At 49.2% G+C, this 17,933-nt stretch carries 21 protein-coding genes and 1 pseudogene; 8 read left to right on the top strand and 14 right to left on the bottom strand.

Going from position 1 to position 17,933, the window contains the following annotated elements; all coding sequences use genetic code 11:
• Nucleotides 1-149: 149 nt before the first annotated feature.
• The 6 genes from AT710_00190 to AT710_00165 all read left to right on the top strand — a co-directional run bounded on the left by AT710_00190 (nucleotide 150) and on the right by AT710_00165 (nucleotide 4,492).
• Complete coding sequence (locus AT710_00190; protein ID KUO93295.1) at nucleotides 150-1,301, top strand: acyl-CoA dehydrogenase; 1,152 nt, start codon at nucleotides 150-152, stop codon at nucleotides 1,299-1,301.
• Nucleotides 1,302-1,356: 55 nt separating this feature from the next.
• On the top strand, nucleotides 1,357-1,803 hold the full coding sequence (locus AT710_00185; GenBank protein ID KUO93294.1) for a hypothetical protein: 447 nt from the start codon (nucleotides 1,357-1,359) through the stop codon (nucleotides 1,801-1,803).
• A 77-nt stretch (nucleotides 1,804-1,880) separates the two neighbouring features.
• Nucleotides 1,881-2,222 (top strand): hypothetical protein, encoded by a 342-nt coding sequence (locus tag AT710_00180; protein KUO93293.1) that lies wholly within the window; start codon nucleotides 1,881-1,883, stop codon nucleotides 2,220-2,222.
• Nucleotides 2,215-2,589 carry a hypothetical protein gene (locus AT710_00175; GenBank protein ID KUO93292.1) on the top strand — a complete coding sequence of 125 codons (375 nt, stop codon included), beginning with the start codon at nucleotides 2,215-2,217 and terminating at the stop codon, nucleotides 2,587-2,589. The genes AT710_00180 and AT710_00175 overlap by 8 nt, the downstream gene beginning before the upstream one ends.
• Nucleotides 2,590-2,644: 55 nt before the next feature.
• A complete protein-coding gene (locus tag AT710_00170) occupies nucleotides 2,645-3,142 on the top strand; it encodes a hypothetical protein (protein KUO93291.1) in 498 nt (165 codons plus the stop codon).
• Nucleotides 3,143-3,175: 33 nt separating this feature from the next.
• Nucleotides 3,176-4,492 carry a hypothetical protein gene (locus tag AT710_00165; protein ID KUO93290.1) on the top strand — a complete coding sequence of 439 codons (1,317 nt, stop codon included), beginning with the start codon at nucleotides 3,176-3,178 and terminating at the stop codon, nucleotides 4,490-4,492.
• 34 nt (nucleotides 4,493-4,526) lie between these two features.
• On the opposite strand, the gene AT710_00160 is transcribed toward AT710_00165, so the two are convergent.
• The 4 genes from AT710_00160 to AT710_00145 form a co-directional block, all read right to left on the bottom strand.
• Nucleotides 4,527-5,141 carry a hypothetical protein gene (locus AT710_00160; GenBank protein ID KUO93289.1) on the bottom strand — a complete coding sequence of 205 codons (615 nt, stop codon included), beginning with the start codon at nucleotides 5,139-5,141 and terminating at the stop codon, nucleotides 4,527-4,529.
• A gap of 137 nt (nucleotides 5,142-5,278) precedes the next feature.
• Nucleotides 5,279-6,763 (bottom strand): hypothetical protein, encoded by a 1,485-nt coding sequence (locus AT710_00155; GenBank protein ID KUO93288.1) that lies wholly within the window; start codon nucleotides 6,761-6,763, stop codon nucleotides 5,279-5,281.
• Between the two features lie 3 nt (nucleotides 6,764-6,766).
• Nucleotides 6,767-7,540, bottom strand: coding sequence for a hypothetical protein (locus AT710_00150; protein ID KUO93287.1), 774 nt, complete (start codon nucleotides 7,538-7,540; stop codon nucleotides 6,767-6,769).
• A gap of 1 nt (nucleotide 7,541) precedes the next feature.
• Complete coding sequence (locus tag AT710_00145; GenBank protein ID KUO93286.1) at nucleotides 7,542-8,822, bottom strand: hypothetical protein; 1,281 nt, start codon at nucleotides 8,820-8,822, stop codon at nucleotides 7,542-7,544.
• A gap of 88 nt (nucleotides 8,823-8,910) precedes the next feature.
• On the opposite strand from AT710_00145, the gene AT710_00140 reads away from it, so the two are divergent.
• Together AT710_00140 and AT710_00135 are read left to right on the top strand one after the other, a co-directional pair.
• Nucleotides 8,911-10,098, top strand: a complete 1,188-nt coding sequence (locus AT710_00140; protein KUO93285.1) for a hypothetical protein — start codon at nucleotides 8,911-8,913, stop codon at nucleotides 10,096-10,098.
• A gap of 59 nt (nucleotides 10,099-10,157) precedes the next feature.
• On the top strand, nucleotides 10,158-10,508 hold the full coding sequence (locus AT710_00135; protein ID KUO93284.1) for a hypothetical protein: 351 nt from the start codon (nucleotides 10,158-10,160) through the stop codon (nucleotides 10,506-10,508).
• Here AT710_00135 and AT710_00130 read toward each other — a convergent pair whose 3' ends face one another.
• From AT710_00130 to AT710_00085, 10 genes and pseudogenes are all read right to left on the bottom strand, one after another.
• Nucleotides 10,509-10,928: a hypothetical protein gene (locus AT710_00130; GenBank protein ID KUO93283.1), complete on the bottom strand. Its 420-nt coding sequence runs from the start codon at nucleotides 10,926-10,928 to the stop codon at nucleotides 10,509-10,511.
• 100 nt (nucleotides 10,929-11,028) lie between these two features.
• Nucleotides 11,029-11,586 (bottom strand): hypothetical protein, encoded by a 558-nt coding sequence (locus AT710_00125; GenBank protein ID KUO93282.1) that lies wholly within the window; start codon nucleotides 11,584-11,586, stop codon nucleotides 11,029-11,031.
• Nucleotides 11,576-12,430, bottom strand: coding sequence for a 2-oxoglutarate synthase (locus AT710_00120; GenBank protein ID KUO93340.1), 855 nt, complete (start codon nucleotides 12,428-12,430; stop codon nucleotides 11,576-11,578). Before AT710_00120 ends, AT710_00125 begins: the two co-directional genes overlap by 11 nt.
• A gap of 143 nt (nucleotides 12,431-12,573) precedes the next feature.
• Nucleotides 12,574-13,698 carry a 2-oxoglutarate ferredoxin oxidoreductase subunit alpha gene (locus tag AT710_00115; GenBank protein ID KUO93339.1) on the bottom strand — a complete coding sequence of 375 codons (1,125 nt, stop codon included), beginning with the start codon at nucleotides 13,696-13,698 and terminating at the stop codon, nucleotides 12,574-12,576.
• Between the two features lie 68 nt (nucleotides 13,699-13,766).
• Nucleotides 13,767-14,027, bottom strand: a pseudogene (locus AT710_00110).
• A gap of 58 nt (nucleotides 14,028-14,085) precedes the next feature.
• Entirely contained in the window at nucleotides 14,086-14,343 is a 258-nt protein-coding gene (locus AT710_00105; protein KUO93338.1) for a hypothetical protein, read from the bottom strand.
• A gap of 23 nt (nucleotides 14,344-14,366) precedes the next feature.
• Nucleotides 14,367-14,810: a hypothetical protein gene (locus tag AT710_00100; GenBank protein ID KUO93281.1), complete on the bottom strand. Its 444-nt coding sequence runs from the start codon at nucleotides 14,808-14,810 to the stop codon at nucleotides 14,367-14,369.
• Between the two features lie 555 nt (nucleotides 14,811-15,365).
• On the bottom strand, nucleotides 15,366-15,719 hold the full coding sequence (locus AT710_00095) for a hypothetical protein (GenBank protein ID KUO93280.1): 354 nt from the start codon (nucleotides 15,717-15,719) through the stop codon (nucleotides 15,366-15,368).
• 104 nt (nucleotides 15,720-15,823) lie between these two features.
• The gene (locus AT710_00090) at nucleotides 15,824-16,537 is read right to left on the bottom strand and encodes a hypothetical protein (GenBank protein ID KUO93279.1); all 714 of its coding nucleotides are present in this window, start codon (nucleotides 16,535-16,537) and stop codon (nucleotides 15,824-15,826) included.
• 136 nt (nucleotides 16,538-16,673) lie between these two features.
• On the bottom strand, nucleotides 16,674-16,895 hold the full coding sequence (locus AT710_00085; GenBank protein KUO93278.1) for a hypothetical protein: 222 nt from the start codon (nucleotides 16,893-16,895) through the stop codon (nucleotides 16,674-16,676).
• Between the last annotated feature and the right edge of the window lie 1,038 nt (nucleotides 16,896-17,933).

Genomic DNA, 17,933 nt, shown 5'->3' with positions numbered 1-17,933 from the left:
AGGGCGGGGAGGAGGTCAGATGAAATGTTTCATAAAAATTATATTATCTTCAACTATTTCTCTCCTCATTGCCTAGGCCGTATTGATTTTTCGATTTATATCTTATACTTTAAGTAAAAGTTATTAATTCTTTACTAAGTAAAGCATATATGGGAATAACTACAAGTGAACATGATTTAATACGGAAAGTTACTCGTGAATTCGCGGAAACCAGGGTGGAGAAGGAGGCTAAACTAATTGATCAAGATAATTACCCACGAGACTTAATACGAGATGCCGGAAAGCAGGGAATACTGACGCCAACTATACCGCAGGAGTATGGGGGCCCAGGTTATGATTTGAGGGCCGGCGTGATTGTGCTGGAGGAATTATCCCGATCAAGCGGGTCCTTTGGCTTATTAACCGAGGCGCTAGGCGTGCTTTTCGCGCACACGATTTACAGGTTCGGCACTGATCATCAGAGGGAGATACTGAGCAAGGTAGCTAGCGGGGAATTAATCGGCGCATTCGGTCTCAGCGAGCCATGCTGCGGAAGCGATGCGGGGGCCCTGGAGACGACGGCCACTAGATCTGGAGGCGAGTGGTCAATTAATGGGCACAAGATGTGGATCACGAATGGTCACTACGCCGATTACTTCCTAATATTCGCCAGGACCGGGAGCAGGGAGGAGCGGCATAAGGCGTTGACCGCGTTCCTAATACGGAGGAGCAAATGCATAGAGACTAATCAAATTGATTTAATGGGGGTGAGGGGCATAGGGGATGCCGAGGTATTCATTAATGATTGTAGGGCTGGGGAGGATGATGTGGTGGGCGGCCTCAATAATGGTTGGAGCATCATAAATTACACCCTGGATGTCGGTAGAACAGCAGTATCGGCCGTCGCGTTAGGCCTCAGTCAAAGAGCCGTGGAGGAATCCATTAATTGGGCCAAGCAGAGACAGGCGTTTGGGAAGCCCATTATTGAGCATCAAGTCACGCAATTCAAGTTAGCCTCAATGTACGAGAGGCTTGAGGCTATGAGGACCTTAATATATTACTCGGCGTATCTATATGACTCGATGGATCCCCATTTCCTAGTCATGACTCACGTGGCGAAGCTGTACTCGGGACCCACGGCTGTTGAGATAGCTAAGGACGCCGTTCAAATACATGGCGGCTACGGCTACAGTAAGGACAGCGTGGTCGAGAGGATTTATAGGGATGCAAAGATACTGGAGATAGGGGAGGGCACTAATGAAGTGCAGCAAATGGTTCTCTATAAGTTACTTATGGGCGGTAAACTCAAGTTCGAGTTCTAATTGCTTCCCGGAACCATTACGGCAAATTTAAAACCTTGACTTGGTTTTTAGGGATGTGTCGCACAAGGCCAAGGGCTCCTCATATGAGAGGAAGATAGCTAATCACCTCTGGGAGGAGGGGTTCGCGGTTCTACGCGGCTGCTCCAGCGGTGGGGGAGTGCGGAGGAGGTATGTGCCTGACATAGTTGCATCAATTAATGGAAAGATCTTGGTGATAGAGGTCAAGTATAGGGCAAAGGAGGGCCCCATCTATATCGAGAAAGATAAGTATCAAAAATTACTGGAGTTCGCGAGGAGAGCCAGTGGATCCGCGTACGTGGCGGTCAAGTACGGCAGCGATAAGTGGAGGGTAATGCCGGCGGAGAAGCTTGAGGAGACGGGGGAGGGTAATGTGGTGGTTAGGCCGGCGACAATAATGGAGGCCGGCATCCCGCTCGATGCATTGATAGCGGCGCTCAAGAATCAACCCATCACATCATTCATGGAGTGGGGCCAGGAATGAGGGGGAGAAAATTTTGCTGAGCTGTATATTTCTTTTTTATCCACTACTTATTTTTAATTAGGCCCAGCGGCTCTCCTATGTCTCTGCGTCAGGAGAAGGGGCTGGGGAACGATATAATACTGCTTGACCATAAGGCTAGGTCAAGCGCGGCCCTCCTGGCGCGAAGGATAATCAGGCTCGCAATTGATGGAGTAATTCCAAGGGATGCAGCGATATCCATGATCCGCAACCTAGGCATAGAGCTGAGCAGCATGGATAATCCATCCCGTTACGCACAGGTAGAGGATGGGGAGGAGAAAGTCGATAATGAGGAGGAGAGGGTCAGGGAATCGATAGTGAGGGTTCATAACAATGAGGAGGTGGTTATGGAGCACTACATTGGTGAAAAAGTGATTCAGAGGTGGTTTAGGCATGGATAAGGATGAGGTCACTTACATAGCGACCAAGTATGGTAAGTACCTGGGGGGAATAGATTACGCCTCAATACTAAGCCACATTAATGAGGAGGAGGAGAGATTGAGATTAGTGGAGGAGAGATTGCTGGGTTACCCAATAAGGGAGGCTCCTAGGGAGGATTTTGGGGATGCAAGGAGGCTCTGCGCGGAGCTCGATGCATTGAGGCTGGAGGAGAAGCGCTACATGGAGATAGTTAATGAGGTGAAGCTGAGGGGCCTCACTAAGCCTCATGTGGATAAAGCCATGCGTAGGCTGGGAACCATTAGGAGCAATATAAGGACCGTGCGCCGCATATTAAAGTACCTGGGGGACCCCCTTAAGTGCCTCTAGGCCTCATTTATTTATCGACAATAAATAAAAAAGGGAATCACGTAAAACCCCTTTAATGAGTGTCTACTTCGAGGGACTGGTTGAGGATAGGCTCTACCTATTCGTGTTCTCATCATCGTCATTCATGATGAAGGACATAACGGAGGAGAGGAGATTCAAGAGGCGGCTATTGATGAGCATAGTGATTGGATTAATTCTCGTGATAGCTGCATCGGCGTATGCAGTGATCCTCTACGCCTTCATGCATGGACCAACGCCGCCGCCTGCATATATGGAGGAGGGACCGCTCCTGGGGTCCGTGGGGGTCTTGGCGTTCCTAGTGTTCTACACATTATCTAGGAGACCAAACATAGATTACTCCGTGCCTGATTATGAGACTAGCTATAGATTCGTTAGGGTAATTGGGTATCCCAATGACGGCGTTATGTCCATATCCATAGACACGGCAGAGGGCACTTACGAGTATAATGTGAAGGTTGGGAAAAAGGTTCTCGAGATAGTTAGGCAATTAGCTTCACAACCCCTCTGGAGGACGCGCGTCTACTCGTACTAGAAATGTTTTTATCCATCGTTGCCCCTCATAACTATGGATGCGCTTAAATTATTGAGGGAACTAGTTGAGATTGATACAGCGATAAATCCAGCGGAGGGGAAGTACCCGGACGCGGCGGCCCTCACCATAGTTAGGGAGGAAGCCGAGTCGCTGGGCTTCACGTGTGAATTGATTCGGGATGGGGGCCTTAACCACATGCTTGCCCATAGGGGTGAGGGGGAGCCCAGGCTTCTCTTAATGGCTCACCTAGACACGGTTCCCTTTAATAGGGATGAGTGGAGCCATGACCCCCTGAAGCTCACTGTGGAGGGGGAAAAGGCGTACGGCAGGGGCGCACTTGATGATAAGGGGAACGTGGCTGCAATTCTCTCTGCGCTTGGGGAGGCTGGGGATGGGGAGGGAACGATAATGTTGGCGATAACCATGGATGAGGAGGCGGGGGGACGCGGAGCCAAGCTTATCAGGGATCGCTTAGCGGAGGAGTCCAGGATGCCGGCAATGGTTGTGAACGCGGATGGCAATGGCATGGTTATAATTAATAGGAGGAGGGGAGTATTTGAGGCTTACATAAGCGTGCCGAGCGCTGCGTCCATGATTAGGGGAGTAACTAGGCGAGTTGAGTTTAGGCTTGACTATAAGGTTAGGCCTCCCCATCATGCGGCTTATTTCTTGCCCGGCGTTGATTCCCATCCCTTAATAGCATTGTCCCAATTCGTGAGGGTTAATGATGCTCACGTAAGCGAGTTGGGGGGTTCTTGGCTTAAAACCAATGTGATTCCATCCATTGTTTGGGGAAATGTAGTGATAGAGGATCCAACTGGGGATTTTGTTCCCGTCGATGAGGGATTAACGGCGCTGATTAAGGCCGTGGTTCCATTAACTAGGCCAGTGATTAGGGGGAAGGCCCCCAGCGAGTACGGCATTAATGCAACTCCTAATTACTATAGGCGGCGAGGCGAGTCGCATGAATTGGTGCTTGATATAAGGGCTATGACCGATGATGAGGCGGAGGTGCGGAGGGCAATTGAGGAGCAGTTAGGCGATCTCGAGGCGGAGGTTCAGTTACATGGTGGCGGCGGCTACCTATTCACCTCGCAATCCTCTAACCTAGTTAAGGCGGCGATGGATACATTGAGGAAGATAGGGGTTGCTCCGCAGGTGGTTGAGATGAATGGGGCATCGGACAGTAGGTACTTCTCGCCCCTTGGCATTGATGCCATAGATTTTGGGCCGAGGGGCGGCAATATACATGGACCCGACGAGTATGTGGACATCAAGTCCCTGGAGTTAACTATTAAATTCTATGCAAAACTCGTGGAGGCCGTGATGACTCCTAAAGCCCACCGATGAAGTGACGTGAACCACTAGGCTGATGCCCGCCGATCTATGCAGTGGGGCGCTCGACGAATATGAGGCGAAGGGTTCTGCCTTTCCCCCTCTCTACGTTCACTACCTCCTTGCACTTAAATTCACGACACAACTTAGTCAAGTAATCGCTGCGGGGCATTAATATGAATCCTCGACCCACTAGCCTCAACGCCTTTATCTGAGCATCCAGCGGCGCATCATGCCCATTGATTATGATGAATCCCATGTAATCATTGTTCTTCGATGTGGGGAATATGCCTAGGGCGGCGCATGCGGCTGATATAGATGATACTCCCGGCACAACCTCATAACTTATGCCGAGGCTACTTAATTTAATTACCTCATCCTCCAGCCCCCCAAATATGGCGGGGTCCCCATTCTTTAGATGGGCCACATTAAGGCCTAGCCGAGCGTACCTGATTGCCAACTCATCCCCATCCTTCCTATGTCGTTTATCAAGCGTTATTATCTTGAGCCTCGGGTAGTGCTCCCTAATAAATGAGGATAGGCTGGGCGTTAAGGTAGCGGCGCCAGCGATCAATACGTCGCAGACGGCCAATGTATTGATTGCCCTAATGGTGAGCAAGTCATGGCTCCCAGGACCCGCGCCTATTATATAGACCTTACCCATCTAGGGTAGAGCCAATCAAAAACTCTATTTGTTTAATTCGCGTTAGTTTCATGAGGGGGAGTCATATTGCCTGCATTTATAAGGAGGCTGACCCCCCCCCCCGGGCCCTAAAGGGGCGAGGCTTGCCGTTCGTTTTATCACGCTATCTTATCCACGTCCAATCCATAGAGGGCGGCATACACGAAGTCCGAGACTCCCTTGAATTTTATGGGGGCCTTATGATAATTAATCACGACCGGGAACTGGGCCTTGTCTATTGTGCAAGGCGCAATCATGTACTGAGCCCCCGTCTTCAGCGAGTCATAGACGGAGGGCCATCCAGCCCATACCCTTAACGGCATTAATTCATCGGTTAGTAAGCCGCCGCCGGCGCCGCAGCACAAGGTCTTCTCCCTATTATGAACCCTCTCCCTGAATTCCTTCACCACGCCCTTAAGCACTAGCCTAGGCTCCTCCAGGAGGTCCCCGGCCCGAGCTAGGTTGCAGGGATCATGATAGGTCACCACGGCGTCGACCTTCTTATCGACCCGTAACCTCCCCTTCTTGAGTGCCCATGCCGTTAATTGAGTTATGGATATGGCATCTATCCCCATTGCCTCGAGCCGTGGCGCCACGTAATTCTTGAATGCCCTCCAGCCATGACCGCACTCCCCAAACACGACTAGCTTAGCCTTCCTTCTCAGGGCCGCATTTATGTAATTATCCCCAATATACCTCAGGTGGGCCTCATCCTCGAATAAACCGAAGTTAGCCACCTCAAGCGCCCTGGAGTCAAATGTCCAATTAAGTCCAAGCTCATTCATTATGGCTATCTCGCCCTTCAGTGTCCCTATATTGGAGAAGAAGTCGGCTGATGAGGGGAGGAGAAGCACATCGGCCTTCTCGGCATCCATTACTCCCCGCACCTCCTTCCCCGTCTCTTCCCTCATTTCATCAATAACGAAATCCAACACGTTCTGCGCGGCCTCCTTCTTTATGTACATGTTATTCCCAGTCTCATAGATGCCCCTAATTGTCCTGGCGTTGAATTCCGGAATCATTCCCATCTCCACAAATATTTGCCTAACTGTTCTAGTTACCTCGCCTTGATCGATCCCCATGGGGCAATACACTGAGCAGCGCCTACACTCCGTGCACTGGTAATAATAAGTCCATATCTTATCCAGATCCACGTCCTCCATGGCTCGCAGCAAGGTCTCTTCATCGGCCTCCTTCCCCAGCAAGCCATTGCTCAACTTATTGAGCCTCCTATAGATGCTTCTCACCAAGTCGCCGCGCCCCACCGGACTATTCACGGGATCCCTGGTTCCCAAGTACTCTGGGCACTTATCTATGCAGAGGCCGCAATGAGTGCATGCATCCATGTGGTGCTTGAATGCCCTATTCTCCTCGGCGGCCCGCATTATGCTTGAGGCGAAGAATTTCTTCTTCTCCTGGAGCGGAGCATTCCTCCCTATTTTCTGAATGCTCGGCATGCCTATTGATTTAAGGGTTTCATCATCCGTTTCCTCCTTTATCCTGACATGAATGCTCCCCCGACCCTCGAACTCCTTCCTCCACTCCACATACTTGGGGCTCTCCTCCAATATATCCCTCTTGCCATCATATGATGCTCGCCTCATGACTCACCACCCCAACTTCCTCTCAACACTCTTCTCCACTTCATCAATATCCTCGAACTTGCCGTAGAGAATTGGATTAACTGGGAACGTGAATGGATGAACCATCTTGGAGAAGGGCACGTATATCATGAATAGCTCGACTAAGAGGACANGTATATAGAAAAGCATGTAGGCGGGGGGCGGAACTGGGTGAAGCGATGCTAATCCAATGGCCCAATCAGTGGCCTCACTGAATAATTGAGGGGGCGAAGTTGCCCTCAATAATAGGCCCATGATTAGGATGAGGATCACCCAGGAAATAGCCACGTAATCATCCAATGCATTCATGGCTAGCCCATAAATCCTTCGCAAGTTGATTCTGCGAATGAGTAGGAATAAACCCGCCGCGAGGGCCACGGCGCCAGTGCTCATTCCCATGACATACATTACCTCTTCGCTGACGGTTATCCAAGGCATCCAGAGGTGTAGGTGGAATATTATTAATAGGAAGATGCCCCAATGAAACAGGAAGACCCCTAGCCAAGTCCCGTAATCCCTTCCATAGCTCCTCTTAATTATGGAGTTGAAGATGAACATCCTGGAGAGAATGTAGCCAACCGCCCCCGCGTAGCTATGTTGCCCCGCCCTGTTGACTAGTCTATAGAGGCCCAGGTAAAGGCCATTAGCGCCCTTCGCCGTAGAGGCCCAGGCGTATATCCTATAGGCCACGCCTATTATGAGAACCATAAGCGAGATGTAGGGCAAGACAATGAATAATGCGAAAAGAATGGTATTCATATTAATCCCAGTCCTTCATTGATTCACCCAACTCGTTTAGGTATGCCTTCTTGTCTTCATCGCTCATTATGAAGAATGGAATGCCATTCATATAATATGGCTCCCTGCCTCCCCCATCCTTAACTATGTCCTTAGGATCCAGATTAGCCACCTCCGTCACGAATCTCCTCCATCCAAGCCTAATGGCGACATCCCCTATGCGTTCCCTGCGCCAACCAATCTCATCCCACTTCGGCACAACCTTATCCTTCAATAACTCGAACACCTTCATTACCTCGTCATCCGGATGCATGGAATCCCTCAGCGGAATGAATGGAATCAGAACCTTGGCCAACTTAGGGCCGTTCCGGCTCTTTATTGTTCCTCCCAGCAACACCCTTATTCCCCTCTCCCTGCCCGGGGATATAGCGGGGTAAGCCCGCTTGATACACTCCATGCATTGAACGCACTTGCCGCCATCTATGCTTAACTTGCCGTTCCTGAACTCAATGGCTCCCGTTGGGCAGGCCTTAACCAGCTCATCGATGCTTCCCCCCTCCTCCATCCATTTATTGAGCGCCTCCTCATTAACATCAGGGGCTCCTCTCCAGGTCCCAATGAAGACGTAATCGGCCCTGGCCTGCGCCTTGAGGCAATCAATTGGGCAGCCGGAGAACTTGAATTTTATCTTGTAGGGGAATTGCGGGTAGGACGCCCAATCCAGGAAGCATTCATAAGTCATGTCACGGGCCCTCAATGTATCATATATGGCGTACTCGCATAGAAGTGGGCCGGGGCATGCCACTGAGTTCCTCATTACGTCCCCCGATCCACCCACCTCCAGCCCTATTCTCCTAACCTCCTTGGCGGCATCGATTATCTTATCCCTCTCCACATTCATAACTATATCGCCGGTTCCACCTATTAATTGGAAGAGGGCCCAACCATATTGCCGCGATATTCGTATTAATTCTCTCATGACGATGGTGCTCACGACTTGGGCGGAGGGGATTATTATTCTCTCGTGATCCTCGGAAATGGGAGGATCCATCCTAGTCCAGGGATGCGAAACCCTGGACAGGACTCCTGCAAATATTCCCGGAGCATTAGCGACGCTTGAGGCCCAGGGCGTTGCCTTGGCGACCAGCCCCATTCCATATAAGTGAATTGGGTACTTGCTTCTACGCAGTTCGGCCACGTGGCTTGGCCATGGGCCCTCCTCCAATGCCTTAAGCGCCTTCTCGGCCTCCTCCCTGCTTGGAGGAGTGGGCCACAGCGATTCATCTATGGGTAGCTCAGTCATGCCTATTCACGTGGATTCACGATATAAAAGCCATATTCCACATCAATGTGAAATACGGCATATAAATTGGGAAGCAACAACGGGAATCATGAGCTCTGAGCCACATGTTAGGGATAGGCAATACTCAATCGTGGTTAGGACGGGGGACGTTACTCCCATGAATCATCCCGAGAAGCTTCCCCCGATACCGTACACTAATTACTTGCCCTCAGTCCTGAGAAGCAACATGGGGAAGTGGATCAATAGGAGAATGATTACGCCGGCCATAATGGAGCACGTCTCCGAGAGCGGGGATAGGATATTCACGGTTAAGGTGATTGGGCCGCCCAACGCTAGGTACAGCGCAGATACATTGGAGAAGCTATGCGACTTAGCGGACACGTATGGAATCGGATTGATTAGGCCAACGCCGCAGGGCAACATAGAGATAATAACGGATAGGGAGGAGAACGCGCATAGGTTGGAGGATGAATTACGGAGGCTTGGATTCCTAATTGGGGGGTGGGGGAATCACTTATGGAACATTCAGCCCTGCACTGCCTACCTGACCTGCACCACCGCGGTTACCGATGCGCCAAGCATGGCGAAGGCCATAGGCGATGCGCTGCACGAGTATGTTTACGAGAAGGAAACGCCGGCCCACTTATCAATAAAGGTATCCGGTTGCCCCAATGCCTGCGGCGGCGCCATTAACGCGTCCGATATAGCAGTGGTGGGTTACCCAGCCCAAGCGCCTGTTGCTGATGATAAATGGTTCTCCCAAGTATCCTCCCCCAGCGACGTGATTGCGGCTTGCCCTGTTGGCGCAATAACCGCCAAGAAGGATGGGAGCGGGAAGGCCTATAGCGTGGCAGTTAGGCAGGAGCTTTGCATAGCGTGTGGACGATGCAGGGACACCACTGACGCAATGGCTTACAACCCGGAGAAGGCGGGCGTAATGGTGTTGGTGGGGGGCAAGGCATCCAACACGGGTAGGCTTGGGCAAATCATGAGCAAGATAGTGGTTCCGTACTTACCTAATGAACCGCCGCGTTGGCCCACCCTAGTCAAGGTGGTTAAGAGGATAGTGGATACGTGGGTGAATCACGCCGAGAAGGGGGAACGCTTAGGGGATTGGGTGGCTAGGATTGGGTGGGACAAGTTCTTTGAATTAACTGGGTTACCAGATGCTAGGAAGTACTTACGGTTCTCCGATAAGCCTGGACCATTGTATCAACCACTTTATAAGCGTAGACTAACGGAGACGAGCGCCTACCTCTTCAGGGAGAAAAATTAAACCTATAAAGCGAGACTCTAATCACTCTCTCATTAATTCTAACATTAGTTAACCTCAAAATGATTGGAGTTACTCCTAGTTTCATGAAGGTGGCCGTATTCCAATCAGCAATATACGTGGCGAGCCTGGAAAGCGCGCGACAAATAGTTCTCTACGAGGCGGGGAACGGCGAGGCCAAGCAGATACAGGCAATTCCAAATCCAGCACTCTCTGCAATATCGACGTCCCTAAAGGGGATTATGGCTCTCCAGAAAGTCATGGACATGGGCGTAAATGCGATAATGGTGACTCGAATGGGGGCAGAATGCGAGAAGAGAGCCAGGGACTCCGGGTTAAGGGTTATAATGGTTAAGGAAGGGACTCGGGTCAACGATGCATTGAAGGAAGCCATTAATCAAATTAATGGGTAACTACCTTACACGCCTTGAATTAGCGGCGCGCCTATGGGAACTCAATAATGTGTACTCTATAACTAGGTGCTCCTCCTCGTTTCTCCGAATCACCTCGAATAATCGAGAAGCCAATTCGCTCACGTTTGCATTTATCAGATCCGTGTAGAGCTCAATTGATCTAGCCTCTATCTTGTTGTGGGCATCAATGATGCCAATCACGCTGCCACGACCATTATTTTTGGTCTCGCTTATTTTCCTGTGCTCGATCAAAGCCCTCCTAATTCCCCTAACTAGTTCTAGGTGAATCATGGCGTCAAGCAGCATTCCAAGAAGCGTCTCCCTGTCTCGACCGCTCACCTTGCCCAATGCCTTACTTAACTCGACTACTCCGGCCTCCTCGATGCTCTCCAACTCCTCTAATTCCCTCATCACATCCATAAAAACATAACCGCAACACGAATATTAAGCATTGCTGGTGGAAACATATTGAGGCGACATTAACATTATTTTAAGGGCTTGTTGCCTAATTATTTAATTTTTAGTGAGCGGCTTGCGTCACCGCCAGTTTCCTGCCTTCCTCAAGGCCTAGATGCAGGGCCTTTATGTTGAGCTCAACCCATCTAGGATTAACTACTTCCTTGACGGCATTCTCCAACGCGTTTATGGGCACTAAGCCCAGCGATGAGAATGCGCCAAGCATAATCATATTAGCGACCCTGGGCGTCCCCAAGTTCTTCTCGGCTAATTCAGTGAAGGGTAGCCCCATTACTCTCCACGACCGAGGCAGTGAACCAGCATTCACAAGCGTGGAGTCTATTATTACCGTGGCGCCGTCCTTCACGTACTTCGCGTACTTGGCTGCCTGGTCCTTAAACATGAATATGGCTATGTCCGCTCGCTCGGCTCCAATGAAGTCTATCTCCTCATCAGCGATAACTATATCCATCTTGCTGTCCGTTCCCCTCGTCTCCGCTCCGTACTCCTCCGTTGATGATACTTGGTAATCGGTGAATTTGGCGACTGAGTACCCTATCAAGTACCCGGCCAATAGTATTCCCTGCCCACCCTTCCCGGCTAGGATTATCTCAGTTCTCACTGTTCCTCACCTTACTTATTTGCTCATATAGTGACTTGGAGAAGCCCGGCTCATTCCTATCAATGAATTCGCCAATCGTTATCTCGCTGCTCCAATCATACTTGGCATCCCAAGGCTTTATGCCGCTCCTCATCTTAACCACTTCCTTTATCTTCAGGTAGAAGTCGGCGGGGGACTTATAGCCGAGGTGCCTACCATAATTCTCGGGGCACGTGGAGACGACCTCAATGAAGCGGAAGCCCTCCTTAATCAATGCCTTCTTGAAGTAGGACTTCATGACCTCCGGCTGGGTAATTGATGCGCGGGCCACATAGTTGCCGCCCGCGGCGGCTATTAGGGGCACTAAGTTAAAGGGCCTCTCTGGATTACCGTATGGAGTAGTGGTCGTGTAGTGACCCGTTGGCGTGGTTGGGGATAATTGACCCCCCGTTAATCCATACGTCATGTTATTAATGACTACGACGAGCAAATCCATGTTTCGCCTAGCCGCATGAATCAAGTGATTACCGCCAATGCCGGCTAAATCGCCGTCCCCACTGAACACCACTGGGATAATATTGGGATTGGCAAGCCTCGCGCCCGTGGCGAATGGTATTGCGCGTCCATGAGTGACGTGGGCGCTGTCGAACATTGTGTACATGCTCATCCTGGCCGTGCATCCAATGCCCCCAATGAATAATATGTTCCTCCTATCAAGCTTGCCCTCACTGCTCAACTCATTAACCGCCCTCAGGAAGGCATTGAGGGCTATGCCTATGCCGCAGCCCGGGCAAAGCGTGTGGGGAAGCCTATCGGTTCTAAGGTAATCATCCAATGGATGAAGCCGCGGAACGCTTACCTGGATAGCCTCCATGGGTTACTATTTTACTTTTATCTATTTAAGTTTTACCGAACAAAGCCCACGTGAACCAATATTCCCCCACCTTAATGGGCAAGCGTTCTGACCTCCTCCCCGGCCCTAAGGGGCGAGGCTTATCATTCGTTTTGTCACGACTTGATTATCCTCCTAAGCTCGTCGAGAGCCTCCGTGGGGGTTGGGAGCTCGACGCGGAGTAGGGGCAGGAATGAGACGTCGCGGTTCCTTACGATGCGCTGCACCTCCCTATATAACTGCCCTAAATTATTCTCCATAACCACTATGTTCTTAACCCTGGATGCCTCCCTAATCAATGTCTCCTCGTCGAGGGGCCAAATCGAGATGGGCACGAACACCTTAATCCTTAACCCGAGATCCTTAGCTCTCCTAGCCATTCCCCGCGCGACCCTGGCGTAGGAACCAAACGCAATTAGGAGGGTGTCGGCGTCATTGTCCCCATATATGCGGGATTCCACTATCATCTTTTTATGAACCTCCGTCTTCCTGTTTAGCCTGGTCACGAGCTTCTCAAATACTTGGCTGGTGGGCACGTAGTAGCCCCGCTCATCGTGTTGAAGGGACTCCACTAACACATTGAATCCCTCTCCGAAGGATGCCATGGGTGGCACCAAGTCATTCCCGGCCTCGTAAGGCAAGTACTTGGAGCCGGGGGCTGGCTTCTTCCTATTAATGATCGGCACATCGCTCTTCATTATGACCTTCTCTCGCCCATGTGCGATGGCCGCATCGCTGAGTATGATCACGGGCACGCGAAGCGCCTCCGCCACGTTGAATGCCTTAATGGCTAAGTCGAAGCTGTCCTGAACGCCTGTGGGCGCATACACTACTATGGGGTAATGACCGTGGCTCAACCACCTGGATTGCATTACATCTCCCTGGCCCGGGGTCGTTGCTATTCCGGTGGAGGGGCCTGTCCTCATATTGACTGCGACGACGAGGGGCGTCTCGGTCATGGCCGCTAAGCCTATTGATTCAGCCATTAGACTGAAGCCGGGGCCCGATGTGGCCGTCATCGCCTTTGCGCCGCTCCAGGAGGCGCCAATAACCGCAACTATGCTGGCTATTTCATCCTCTCCCTGGTAAACCACTCCACCCCTCTTTGGCAGCTTCTCCGACAAGTACTCAAATAGGTCTGAGGCGGGGGTTATTGGGTAACCCGCGTAGAACCGTAGCCCAGCAGCCATGGCTCCCTCGGCCACTGCTTGATTGCCCGTTAAGTAACCAATGCTGGCCATCCCCATCACCTCGCCACCGCTGGCTCCGGCGCCTTCTCTGGACTACTCCATGTAATTAATCCCCTGGACTTGCCTTCGCCGGGCTTAACGAATATGGCGAAGTCGGGACAGGACCACTCGCATAGCTTGCATCCAATGCATTTCTCGGGGTGAGCTGCGTAGGATACCTTATATCCATTTCTATTCATTACATCGCTTATCACGAGGACCTTAGTTGGGCAAACCGTGACGCATATTTCGCACTCCTTGCACCTATCCCCAATGGTTATTATATCGAATACCTTGGGACTGGGTTTTGACATATATCCTATTGGGTGCATTTTCTGCATTTTAAGTTTTTCCACTTGGAACCGCAAGCAATTAAGTGGTGGAGAACGATTTGCTCGCCTAATGCCTTCGCCTATCCAATAAAATGGTGCCTGTCCTCGACTGTATTAGGGTTACCCTATGGTATGGTATATAGGTCTCCCTCCCATCAACGCTAATTAGGAAACCATCATGAAGCAATTCCAATATGGATGATGCAGGTATGGTTACCTCATCATTCGGCGCACCCCTCGATACATAAGTAACATAGTAATCATGAGCGGAGCCGGTCCACTTCAACTTATTCAATACTTCCCTAATTGTGACCACGCCGAGAATGCTTAAACCCACCCCTTAAAGCTTTAAGCTAATTGCTTAAAGACGCACCTATCTGGGGTGCACTCGCCATCATAGGTGTTTCCAGTAATTCCCTCCAAGAAACCTGCAATGAATAATGCAATGGGTCTTGGATCGGTGCCGCTGGGAATCGGAGGATCGGAGACCATTATATTGCTTAATGTGCCGGATACTCGGCCGAAGCCGTGGGCAATGAAGTGGAGATCTATGTAATCAATGGATATATTGCCCTTGTGTAGCTCGCCGAATGATCTACCCATGCTCTTTATCAGTATGTCCGCAGCTCCCTCGACGTACCTCATTAGATCCTGCCAAGCTATTTCTATTAATTTAGTGGGCATCATCATCAACGGCTGCCCATTCCCAAAGGTTAAATGGCCCCGCGTTTCATCGAAATTAACAGAGCCATGGGCCTTCTCATATATATTAGCCCAATTAATTATCGACATAACCTAATTTAGATAATAAGCAGTTTTTATTTTTTGCTCAGTTTTTACTTTTCTGCATAGGTTTTGGAAAAGTAGCTGATCTCCTCCCGACTTGAGGAGTTCCTTGGCTGGGAGGTTACATCCTTAGGGGCGCGCTCCCCTTCCTTGGGCATCTCCGGCAACTCGTNCCCCCTAGATCGATCCGGAGAGCAAGGGGGCGAGGCGACAATTACCGCCTCTTAAAGGGGAAGGCTTGCCGTTATTCCATCATAGGATATTTATGATGTGGCCCCTCTCGGAGGAAACCCAATCACCGGGAGGATATTCCTCGCTCATGGATTCCACGCCTGGGGGCTTATCAGCATTAGTATTGCATGCTATAAAAACATGCCTCTTCTAATTGCTGACCCCCTCCCAACCATAAATAGGCTTGCCCTTCCTTTTTACCAAGACATCTTAATATAATGCAAGAGAAATCCACTTGGTCTCCTAAAGGGTTTGAGGATTATTGTTTTATCGTGGTAATCGAGATTCCCGTTGCAAAAATATTTTTTTTTTAAAAAAAAAAGGAAGGCATTAACCAGGTGCTGGATATATTGCCTTACCTGTTGCTAGGTTTGGTGGGTAAACCACTACCGTCTGTAAGCCACTTGGAGTTGGCACTATTTGCCCAACGAGAGGTACCTCGCCAAGCTGCATGCCGTTTGTGGCGTTCACCATGAAGGGGCCATCAATTGTGGTTATTTTGCCTGTGAATGAATTAATGGCTTGCCTCACCGCTGTTGCATTAAGGGAGCCGGCGGCCTCTATGGCTTTCTGAATTATTAATCCAGCCGTGAATCCAGCTATGCTTAAGTAACTAACTGGAGTGCCTGGATATGTAGCATTCCATTCTTGCTCGAATTGGGAAAGCGTGGAACCATAATTCACAGCGTATTTAACTAGCGGTGGAAATAGAACTCTATTAGGAATAGGACCTAATTTAGTTTAAAAATTTTATCAGCAAATTATTGAATTGTTGAATATAGACCCCATCATTTATTGCAGATGCTATCCGATAATTCCCGTAACATGGCCTCTTCATCCATTGAGTGCTGCGTCCGCAGCTCTGCTTGAATTGCCTCGCAAATGGATTCGGCCTTAACCAAGCCATCCTCTATTGCCTTTTTAAGCCTCCTCACCGCATCATCCATCCTCCACAATATCGACATCGCCTCTACATAATTCACCCAAACAATCGGATCCCTCGACGCCAGGGATAAAGCCTTATCGAGCTCCTGCATAGCACTGCTCGATTCGCCCATCCTAGCCAATGCAAATGCCTTGTTTAACCTATAATACGCATTCCCCGGGTTCATCTTAATGGCATCATCATACTCCTTAACNGCATCGCTGAATCTGCCGAGGACGTAAAGCGCATTGCCTTTCCCATAATGGTAATCCGGATCCCCTGGATCCAACTTAATTGCCTCCTCGTATTCCGCTAATGCATCATCAGGCCTACCCAGATCCAAGAGCGCATTAGCCTTATTAAAGCGATAAACCGAGTTCCTGGGATCTAGCGAGGCAGCTTCATCGAACTCATCTAAAGCTTCATCGCTTCGCCCCATTTTCCTCAAGATCACGCCCTTTAAGTTATGGTAGGAGGCATTCCTGGGCTGAGCCTCGAGAAGGCCATTAACCTCGCCAAGCGCCTCCTCCAATTTTCCAGACTTATAAAGCGAAATTGCCTTATCGAAGTCGGGCACAAAGGCCGGAATTCATTTTGATGTTAATAAATATTTGGAAAACAATTCACCCTAGTTGCTGTGTCTTTTCTTAGGTCGATTAAGTGTTGCTAGTGCAGCGTGGATTGCGTGATAAAACGAACGGCAAACCTCGCCCTTAAGGGCGGGGCAGCTCACAGAGCGGATCAATTATGGCGTATTTATTCTCTTCATCCTTTATGCCAATACCGCACAATATAGAGCCTGCTTTTAGGAATTCCATGCTCTGCTTTTCACTGAAAGGCTTAACTTCTATCTCTACTATGGGCCTACCTTTAAAAGAACTGCCAACTTTTTTACCTTTTCCTTCTCCAGTTAATGTCTTGGATGGCCCTATCATTGATCCAGTAAAAGCAAACCTAACTTGAGAATTATTATAGGTAGTAGAAAGAAGCGATATAAACCACGGGGTAACAATGTTCTGCACTTCATCGATTAAGATTACCGCGTCTCCAAGTTTATTTAGGAGACTTTATATTCCTTTTACTGGTTTCTTCTGTATTTCAACCTTTATGATTTTTAGATCAATTTCCACTTTCAACTGAGGAGAGTTCACTATTAACTCTCCTAGTTCTTTAAGGCTCTTAACTCCTGAAGCATCTACGTAAATCCCGTTAATTTCTTTGTTAACTATTTTCAGGATTGAAGTTTTTCCAGTCCTTTTAGGGCCTATTAATAATGGCCAGAATTTTCCCTCAATTAATTTTTCTACTTCATTAATTATTTCTTCATTGTCAAAGAAGTCCTCCCTGTTAGCCTTGGGATAAGGATCAAATAGTCTGCAGATAGCCGTATTAGTTACTAATATGGCTATCTTTATAAAGTTTTTACGTTAAATTTCAGGGAGATTTATAATGAAGAATATCTATAAACGAAAAATTATGTTAATTTTTAATGTAAATAAAAGCATCATTAGTAACTAATATAGCAATAATTTACCTAATATCCATTATTCATTAAACCTTATCCCTAATTTGCAGTATGGTTTAATTTCTAAGTTTATCGAAAATTAGAAATGGAAATCAAAAGTAGATTTGATGAACTACCCCGCCCTTAAGGGCGAGGCTTCCCGCTTCCCCGCCCCGCCTTGCCCATCGTAGGGTGTTGTAGACCTCCGAGGCTAACCTCAATTGGGCCTTTAACGCCCTCAGCGTCTGTTCGTCGGCGTACGCTCTAAACCTAAACCCCACGATGGGCATTAACATGGTTCCTCGTTAGCTCATATTAAATATATGGGGCCATCCCCCGCCTCACGGGGTCTTCCGCCCCCTTAACCCGTTAAGATAAACATGTTGCAGACATCAATATGGGAATCTCTTTTCTTTCAATTAATTCGTGGATGAAACCCTAGGGGACTAGGGGTTGATGTTTCGTTTTT

Origin of the sequence: Thermocladium sp. ECH_B (assembly GCA_001516585.1) — an archaeon.
GTDB lineage: Archaea > Thermoproteota > Thermoprotei > Thermoproteales > Thermocladiaceae > Thermocladium.
This window is presented reverse-complemented; position numbering and strand designations above follow the sequence as displayed.

What these genes read in the sequence shown, in the direction of transcription:
- AT710_00115 (KUO93339.1), bottom strand. Translation starts at nt 13,698, where the DNA reads ATGGCCAGCATTGGTTACTTAACGGGCAATCAAGCAGTGGCCGAGGGA.
- AT710_00135 (KUO93284.1), top strand. Translation starts at nt 10,158, where the DNA reads ATGATTGGAGTTACTCCTAGTTTCATGAAGGTGGCCGTATTCCAATCA.
- AT710_00160 (KUO93289.1), bottom strand. Translation starts at nt 5,141, where the DNA reads ATGGGTAAGGTCTATATAATAGGCGCGGGTCCTGGGAGCCATGACTTG.
- AT710_00155 (KUO93288.1), bottom strand. Translation starts at nt 6,763, where the DNA reads ATGAGGCGAGCATCATATGATGGCAAGAGGGATATATTGGAGGAGAGC.
- AT710_00145 (KUO93286.1), bottom strand. Translation starts at nt 8,822, where the DNA reads ATGACTGAGCTACCCATAGATGAATCGCTGTGGCCCACTCCTCCAAGC.
- AT710_00180 (KUO93293.1), top strand. Translation starts at nt 1,881, where the DNA reads ATGTCTCTGCGTCAGGAGAAGGGGCTGGGGAACGATATAATACTGCTT.
- AT710_00100 (KUO93281.1), bottom strand. Translation starts at nt 14,810, where the DNA reads ATGTCGATAATTAATTGGGCTAATATATATGAGAAGGCCCATGGCTCT.
- AT710_00175 (KUO93292.1), top strand. Translation starts at nt 2,215, where the DNA reads ATGGATAAGGATGAGGTCACTTACATAGCGACCAAGTATGGTAAGTAC.
- AT710_00165 (KUO93290.1), top strand. Translation starts at nt 3,176, where the DNA reads ATGGATGCGCTTAAATTATTGAGGGAACTAGTTGAGATTGATACAGCG.
- AT710_00130 (KUO93283.1), bottom strand. Translation starts at nt 10,928, where the DNA reads ATGGATGTGATGAGGGAATTAGAGGAGTTGGAGAGCATCGAGGAGGCC.
- AT710_00140 (KUO93285.1), top strand. Translation starts at nt 8,911, where the DNA reads ATGAGCTCTGAGCCACATGTTAGGGATAGGCAATACTCAATCGTGGTT.
- AT710_00085 (KUO93278.1), bottom strand. Translation starts at nt 16,895, where the DNA reads ATGATAGGGCCATCCAAGACATTAACTGGAGAAGGAAAAGGTAAAAAA.
- AT710_00170 (KUO93291.1), top strand. Translation starts at nt 2,645, where the DNA reads ATGAGTGTCTACTTCGAGGGACTGGTTGAGGATAGGCTCTACCTATTC.
- AT710_00190 (KUO93295.1), top strand. Translation starts at nt 150, where the DNA reads ATGGGAATAACTACAAGTGAACATGATTTAATACGGAAAGTTACTCGT.